We start from the raw sequence: 7,218 nt of genomic DNA, 5'->3' as shown, positions 1-7,218 counted from the left end.
GTTTCTGCAACAGATGCTATAGGTATAGCGAATGTCTCTCCTGATACATTGACCAGCAGGGCCTTAATAATTACAAGGGTTATTGGAAGAGTTAGAATAAAAACAGCCCCTTTCCCGACTTCTGTTTCAACGTCTACAAAACCTCCAAGGGCGGCTATTTTATTTTTGACTACATCCATGCCGACCCCCCTGCCTGAGACCTCACTGACCTCTGCCTTGGTACTTAACCCGGGGAGAAATATCAGATCAATGATTTCTTGTTTACTTAAAACCTGCTCCTCAGGGATTAATTTCCTTTCGCGTGCTTTTAGTAAAACTTTATTCATATCAATACCTGCACCATCGTCGTGGACTTCGATTATCACATGGTTACCTTTTGGAAAAGCCCTCAGGGTTATGGTTCCCTTTTCTTTTTTGCCCGAGGCCTTTCTCACATCTGGAGGCTCTATGCCATGGTCGATCGCATTCCTGATGAGGTGTAACAGGGGGTCTATGACTTCTTCAGCGAGGAGTTTGTCGATTTCTGTCTCTTCACCAAAAAGCTCCAGGTCTATTTCCTTACCTATCTCCATTGTGTACCGCCTTACAACCTGTGCGAGTCTTGTAAATATCTGTCCAATTGGAACCATCCTTATTTCGAGAATCTGGTCCTGTAGCTCGGCCAACCTGCGCTCCAGCGTCTGCGAAATCTTGTGGACATCGAGGGTAAGAGCTGCATAACCAAAACTCTCGGCCAACTCCTTACCAATTCTGCTCACGGCTCCCTTTGCCAATACAAGTTCTCCAACAGTATTTAAAATTCTATCCAGCTTCCCAATATCGACCCTGACTGTATTAGTTGTACTCTTTAAATATGTCTCCTGACTCTTTACTGCGGGTTCGCTGACGCCCCTCGGAGGAATCACTTCCTCTACACTAAAATCCTGCGAGAGCTTTTTTATATCATTAGTATTAGATGTGCTTGCAAAAAGAAGCATAAAAGATATTTTGCCTGCTGGTACACCTGTAGAGCTCGGGAGAGTGGCAATAATCTCACCAATTTCTTTTAGTTTAGAGCTCACGGACTCAAGCAACTTGTCAAATATTGTAAGGTCAAAAACAGCTTTGACCTGATAAATCCCTTTCCCCTCATTAATACTACTCCTTAGCCTGTGCTCTTCATACTCGGATAGAACCTTGATGATTGATGGATCAATTGGATAGGACTCCAGGGAGGGGCCTTTTAACTTTGATTTTGCTTTCTCCCTGAAAGACTCTATGGCCTGGAGGGTTTTACTTATATCCGCAACTTCCTTACCTGTACTGGCCTGTCCGATAAGATTTTTTAAAATATCTATATTGCTAAAGATAAAATTGATTGTTTCTTTGGTAAATTCAATCTTCCCCAACCTTAAGTCGTCTAAGAGAGATTCGAGTGTATGGCTGAGGTCTGTAATGTTTTTAAGACCAAAGAGGCCTGATAGTCCTTTGAGGGTATGTATCGAACGAAAAACAGAGTTAAGGGTGTCAGGATTAAAAGCATTTAAAAGCGCCAGGAGGCCCTTCTCAACTTCTGCAATAATCTCCTCTGACTCAGCGATAAATTCCTTTTTAGAGCCTTTCACAGGTTTAAAGCTCCTTTCACCATGTTCTGTAAGTCCTCTGATTTGAAAGGTTTTGTGATATATCCAAAAGCACCCATGGCCAACCCCCTTTTTTTATCCTCCTCGCTCCGCTCTGTAGTAACAATTATCAGGGGGATGTCCTTATAGTTCGGGTTCCCTTTTACAAAATTTATCAGCTCAAGGCCATTTATGTCAGGCATATTAATATCAGTAATTATCAGATCGAAATGCTGGGTAGGCAAGGTCTTTAAGGCATCAAAACCTGAAGATGCCTCAACTGTATTAAAGTCACCGATTTCCTCTATAACAGCCCTTATAAAAGACCTTGTGGTTGCTGAATCTTCAACGATGAGGACAGACTTCACATATACCTCCTTTCCTGTGCTCTATGGGGTATCTGCATCGGGGGACGAATCCCCCTTAAATTTTTCAAGCTCTTGCACCCTTCGCTCCAGAAGGGATTTTTCTAAAGCAAGCCCTGCCTGACTTATAAATATCTCTAACCCTTCTGTTTCCCCAAAAGACTCTCCTGTGAGGGAATTATCACAGTAAAGCAGTGCCACTGTCTTGCCCTCAGCAACTATAGGAAATATAGCACATTCTTTCGGCCAATCACTACCAAGTTCTGATAAAAGCAATTCGGTACCCTCATCTCTATCCACACGGCCATAATAGTTAAATTGGCTTGAGATTATCTTTGAAAAAAATGGGCTGCGGGCAAGGGGAATCGTTATCTCCCTTATTTTGTCATCTGCGCCTTCAAGGCCAAGGCCGAACTGCCCGAGTCCTGCCATGGAGGTCTTGCCGACCATAAAAAGAATCCCTCGCTGGAAGATATCGCTTGCAAACCTCAATATTAAAAGAGTTATCTCTGAAGTTGTGGTGGGAAACCTGAGCTCTGTAGTCAATGAGCGCAAGGCAGATATATCTCTCCTTTCCGACTTTCCCTCCCATGCGCCCTCCATCCATGGCTCTTCTTTTATAGCCAGATCTTCAGATGGGCTGAATTCCTCCTGTGCCACCTTCTCATCATATACCCTTGCCCCTTCCATCAGGAGATACTCAGGACTTATGCCCTTAGAAAGTTCCCAGCCACAGTCAGAAAGATTAACCTTATTTGCGATATTCATTTCATCGACTTCAAACTGGAAATTCCCATCCTGCCAGAGGAGAAGGTTGTAAACTATTTCCTCCACTCTTTTTTTTACCGCCTTCTCCATTACATCCTTAGAAACCACCCCTAATTCGATAAGAACCTCTGTAATACCTTTCTGGGGTAATCTTTTCTTTACCTCTTTTGCGAGAGAAAAAGTATCTTCTTTAATAATACCCCGCTCAAAAAGCTGCTCTCCGATGTCGCCTTTCAGGAAATCAACCTCTGCCCTTACCACCAGACCATTTCTAAATACAATAGCTGCATTACCATCTTTTCCTTTAATGATAAGGCTTCCGGTTTTTCTTCCAATGCTTAAAATCTGAAATATATCAGACAGTGCTAAATCTTCAAGTCTTCCGACTAAACTCATCTTATCTCAGTCCCCTTCAGGTGTAAGGGGGTCTGTAACCTGTAGGGACTGCCTATATACCCTTTCCTGCCCATACTTACAAAAAGTATAGCAGAGAAAATTACAGGCAGTCAATAAGTTAGGCCGTTTCTTTTCAAGGAGAAAATGATGAGCGCCTTCCCTGCCTTATACGCATCTTTTAGCGCAGTGGGATGCTCAAGGATTGCACCCTTTGCATCTATTCCTGTAAAACTCAACGTATTATGCTCTGGCACGCTTATAGTTCTAAAGAATGCCTTTGCAATAGCCTCTGCACACTGAAAACCGATCTCATTCTTCATTCCTCCAACAAGGAGCAGTAACCCCTTCCTCCCATATTGCTCACCAGGGATAGGCCTCTTCAGAAGATATTTCTCACACCAGAAGGCCTGGCATCTGTCAATCATTATCTTTGCCTGAGCAGAGAGGCTGAAGAAAAATATAGGAGATGCAAGGATAAACCGATGCGATTCTCTTATCGCAGTATAAATCTGCCCCATATCATCTTTTATCTTGCAGATACCCGTTTTATTACATGCCCCGCAGTCCTGACAGGGCCTAATCTTCATGTGGTTAAGGTTAAAGGTCTGTACTTCAAACCCTGAATCTACAATGCCTCGAATAGCCTCTTTCAGAAGAAGCTCTGTATTCCCATTTTTTCTTGGACTTCCAAGAAATGTAATGACCTTCATTGAAATTCCACCAGCCGTCTACCTCTTTCTATCTAATCCTTTCAAATGCATCTTTTGGTGCATTGCACACAGGGCATTTCCAGTCATCTGGCAACTGTTCAAAGGGTGTCCCCTCAGCTTCCTCATCGTATTCATAACCACATACCGTACATCTCCACATCTTTTCCTCCTGCGCATTTTGCAAAACTATCTAAGCCCTAAAATTTCAGATGATATTCCTTTACCTTCCTTGCAAACTCTTTGCCAAACTCATAACACTGTTTTTCATCCTGAGCAGATGGCCTGTAAATAACCTGAACCCCTGGCTCTACTATCTCAAGGCCCATACGCTTGAATTCCTCGTATGCCTCTTTCACTGCGCCACCTCCCCATCCACAACTTCCGAATGCACCAGCAATTCTATTCTTTGGCCTTAATCCCCTGAGGTGGGTCATAAACTCCGCCACTGTTGGGAACATGATATTGTTTAGAGTAGGTGTTCCAATAAGACAACCCCTCGATTTCCAGAATTCCTTAATAGCAATGCTCATGGGTGTTGCCCTGAGTTTGATTACCTTGCAATCAACGCCCTCATCCTTTATCCCCTGCATTATTGGAAGTGTCATATGCTCAGTGCTGCGCCACATGGTGTCATAAATCATGGCAACCCTCAGAGAAGCCTTTCCATTCGCCATATCGAGATACATCTGGATAACCCTCTCAGGCTCTTTCCTCCATATCACACCATGGTCAGGTGCGATCATACTAATCTCCAATCCCGCCTTCTGGATTTCCGCTATCTTTGCCTTGATGAGTTGTCCAAAGGGCATAAGGATGTTTGCATAGTAATCAATCACTGCGTCCTCAAGCTCGGCATGGGAGGCACATTCTACAAACTCGTCATCAAACCGGGCCGATGTAGCGAGGTGCTGTCCAAATGCATCCTGTGATATAAGGAGTTTTGCCTCCTTTACATAAGTCATCATAGAATCAGGCCAGTGAAGCATCGGGGTCTCAAGGAATAAAAGATTGTGCTTACCGATATTCAGGGTATCGCCTGTTTTAACAATCTTAAACTTCCACTTTGATGTATCAAAGTGTCTGTCAAGTCCTTTCTTACCCCTCTCGGTTATATATATGGTCGCATTGGGCGCAAGCTCCATAATCTTATCGATACTGCTTGCATGGTCAGGCTCGATATGGTTTACAATTAGGTTGGCTATCCTTGATGGCTCGATAAGGCTTTTTATATTATCAATGGTAATCTCGTAAAAATCATGTTTTACTGTATCGATTAGAGTAATATTTTCATCAAGAATCAAATAATTGTTGTATGTTGTTCCGTTTGGCGTGACATAGCCGTGAAAATCCCTCACACCCCAGTCTATTGCACCAACCCAGAATATATCTGGTTTAATCTCTATGGCCTTCACGTGTTAGTCCCCCTTGAAAGAATATCGAATGAAACAATTATACTACTAAAATTCAAACATTTGGGGAGGAATTATTGGTAGATTATAAATTTTTTGATGAGGCAATGAGGCCACAGAGCTATAAGTTGGAGTAATGGAGTAATGTATTCTTTTTCCCCAATACTCCACCACTCCATTACTCCATTACTCCATTTCCTTCTATGTTCTCTGTGGCTAAATTTTAATTCTCCCTCTGTGATCAGTCCTAACTCTTAAAGAACCTGTCGAGGATGCCCTTTAACATCCTCGCATGCCTTGCCTCATCTCTTGAGGACTCATCAAAGAAGTCATGGGCAGGGTCGCAATTGCACTCCCTCGATTTTTTTGCGGCCTCTTTCTTTCCTTTGTTTGCACCTATCTCACCTTGAAGCATCTTCTCAAGGTTTTCCTTTGTGTTTTTAGACACGAGGCCATTCATCTCTGCAAACTGCGCTGCATGCATTGCCTCATCCAGTGCAATAGTCTTTAGTGTCTCGGCTACTTCTGGATAACCCTCTCTTTGTGCCTGCCTTGCCATTGCAAGATAGAGACCCACCTCTGTGCATTCTCCCTTAAAATTAGCCATTACAGCATCCTCTACCTCAGTTCCTTTTGATACGCCAATTTCATGTTCATTGATAAGCTCCATTTTAAAACCTCCTGTGTAAATTTTAATCAGGAATCAAAGACTCCCATTAATGTGTCAGTGAATAGTGTCAGTTAAGATTATCAACTGACACTATTCACTGTTTTTGCATTGTGCCCTTTTCACCGCACTTCGGGCACTTTTGTGGTTTGCACCTTCCTTCGCTTGTTGCACCGCATTTGCTGCATTTAAAAACAGCCATCCCATTGCACCTCCTTTTAACAAGAGCATTTTAATATGTTATAGAAATACGGATAGACCGCAAATGGTATTGTGCCTTTGCCGATAACCTTTTCTGTTGCAGCATCCTTAGCTATAATCTTAAGGTCATAACGCCTGGGAGGGGTTCCTTCCTTGAGATTAAAAAATACCTGAGAAGACGCCTTGCCGTCTTTTACGGCAACGGTCTCATCAGAAATAAAAACTCCCATTTTTCTCAGTTCCACATCTTTTATTTCAAGATTTACTTTTGATATATCTCCTTCAAAAGCAAACTCGAATGGTATTATGCGGGTATTGCCAGCAACTACTTCGGGCAATTTTTCACCTGGTCTTTCAGTAATCCATTTGAAATTAGCTGAAGGCCTATCGGCAACTGTATAAGAATAGGCACCAATGATCAGAATGCCTGATAAAACCAGAGTTGATAAAATTATAATAAACTTTACCCTTCTTCCCATATTCTTACTCAATTAAAGATCCTTCTTTTTACATTTTGGGCATATGCCATAAAACTCTATATGGTTTCCGACTATCTCAAATCCTCCTGCCTCATTTGCGGTAATATTGAGAGGATACTTCCTGTGTATATCTACAATACTACTGCATTTAACACATATGAGGTGATGGTGTGGCTCTGTATTCGGGTCGAACCTCTTTCTTGCCGGGTCTATTGTCAGCTCAAGCACCTTACCTTTTTCCTTTAAAATCTCAAGTGTGCTGTACACAGTAGCAAAAGACATCGTTGGATATTTCTTTGATACATTTTTATAGACATCCTCTGCAGATGGATGAGATTTATTGCCCTCAAGGTAATTTAGGACAGCCAATCTCTGAGGGGTCAGCTTAAAACCGAGATCTTTATATTTATTCACCTGGCCTCCAATTCTAATTTAAAATAATTATTACATAAGAATTATTATTTGTCAAGAAGAATTTTATAGTGGAGTTCCCCCAATTTTTTGTTTTTTTGTCCGTCATTCCCGCCCCGTATCAAGTACGGGGTAAACTCCGGCGGGAATCCAATCTGCTTCCGTCATTCCCGCGAAGGCGGGAATCCAATCTTCTCATGTAGTTAAGCTG

At 42.4% G+C, this 7,218-nt stretch carries 10 protein-coding genes; all 10 read right to left on the bottom strand.

From position 1 onward, the window contains the following. The coding region (locus HZC12_09550; GenBank protein MBI5026947.1) for a chemotaxis protein CheA at nucleotides 1-1,604 on the bottom strand (1,604 nt) is incomplete at its 3' end. After that, on the bottom strand, nucleotides 1,601-1,969 hold the full coding sequence (locus tag HZC12_09545; protein MBI5026946.1) for a response regulator: 369 nt from the start codon (nucleotides 1,967-1,969) through the stop codon (nucleotides 1,601-1,603). The genes HZC12_09545 and HZC12_09550, both read right to left, overlap by 4 nt. Nucleotides 1,970-1,990: 21 nt before the next feature. Further along, nucleotides 1,991-3,130, bottom strand: coding sequence for a DUF4388 domain-containing protein (locus HZC12_09540; GenBank protein ID MBI5026945.1), 1,140 nt, complete (start codon nucleotides 3,128-3,130; stop codon nucleotides 1,991-1,993). A 110-nt stretch (nucleotides 3,131-3,240) separates the two neighbouring features. Then, nucleotides 3,241-3,840, bottom strand: a complete 600-nt coding sequence (locus HZC12_09535; protein ID MBI5026944.1) for a flavodoxin family protein — start codon at nucleotides 3,838-3,840, stop codon at nucleotides 3,241-3,243. Nucleotides 3,841-3,868: 28 nt separating this feature from the next. Next, nucleotides 3,869-4,000: a rubredoxin gene (locus tag HZC12_09530; GenBank protein MBI5026943.1), complete on the bottom strand. Its 132-nt coding sequence runs from the start codon at nucleotides 3,998-4,000 to the stop codon at nucleotides 3,869-3,871. Nucleotides 4,001-4,037: 37 nt separating this feature from the next. After that, nucleotides 4,038-5,252 carry an FprA family A-type flavoprotein gene (locus tag HZC12_09525; GenBank protein MBI5026942.1) on the bottom strand — a complete coding sequence of 405 codons (1,215 nt, stop codon included), beginning with the start codon at nucleotides 5,250-5,252 and terminating at the stop codon, nucleotides 4,038-4,040. A gap of 244 nt (nucleotides 5,253-5,496) precedes the next feature. Then, nucleotides 5,497-5,919: a rubrerythrin family protein gene (locus HZC12_09520; protein MBI5026941.1), complete on the bottom strand. Its 423-nt coding sequence runs from the start codon at nucleotides 5,917-5,919 to the stop codon at nucleotides 5,497-5,499. Nucleotides 5,920-6,013: 94 nt separating this feature from the next. Then, nucleotides 6,014-6,118 (bottom strand): rubredoxin, encoded by a 105-nt coding sequence (locus HZC12_09515; GenBank protein MBI5026940.1) that lies wholly within the window; start codon nucleotides 6,116-6,118, stop codon nucleotides 6,014-6,016. A 16-nt stretch (nucleotides 6,119-6,134) separates the two neighbouring features. Then, nucleotides 6,135-6,608, bottom strand: a complete 474-nt coding sequence (locus tag HZC12_09510) for a hypothetical protein (GenBank protein MBI5026939.1) — start codon at nucleotides 6,606-6,608, stop codon at nucleotides 6,135-6,137. Next, nucleotides 6,609-7,022: a transcriptional repressor gene (locus tag HZC12_09505; GenBank protein ID MBI5026938.1), complete on the bottom strand. Its 414-nt coding sequence runs from the start codon at nucleotides 7,020-7,022 to the stop codon at nucleotides 6,609-6,611. Nucleotides 7,023-7,218: the final 196 nt, after the last annotated feature.

This window comes from Nitrospirota bacterium (assembly GCA_016214385.1).
Taxonomy (GTDB): domain Bacteria; phylum Nitrospirota; class Thermodesulfovibrionia; order UBA6902; family JACROP01; genus JACROP01.
The sequence above is the reverse complement of the archived record's forward strand: the minus strand, read 5'-3'. Positions and strand labels throughout refer to the sequence as shown.

What these genes read in the sequence shown, in the direction of transcription:
- HZC12_09540 (MBI5026945.1), bottom strand. Translation starts at nt 3,130, where the DNA reads ATGAGTTTAGTCGGAAGACTTGAAGATTTAGCACTGTCTGATATATTT.
- HZC12_09535 (MBI5026944.1), bottom strand. Translation starts at nt 3,840, where the DNA reads ATGAAGGTCATTACATTTCTTGGAAGTCCAAGAAAAAATGGGAATACA.
- HZC12_09530 (MBI5026943.1), bottom strand. Translation starts at nt 4,000, where the DNA reads ATGTGGAGATGTACGGTATGTGGTTATGAATACGATGAGGAAGCTGAG.
- HZC12_09520 (MBI5026941.1), bottom strand. Translation starts at nt 5,919, where the DNA reads ATGGAGCTTATCAATGAACATGAAATTGGCGTATCAAAAGGAACTGAG.
- HZC12_09515 (MBI5026940.1), bottom strand. Translation starts at nt 6,118, where the DNA reads ATGGCTGTTTTTAAATGCAGCAAATGCGGTGCAACAAGCGAAGGAAGG.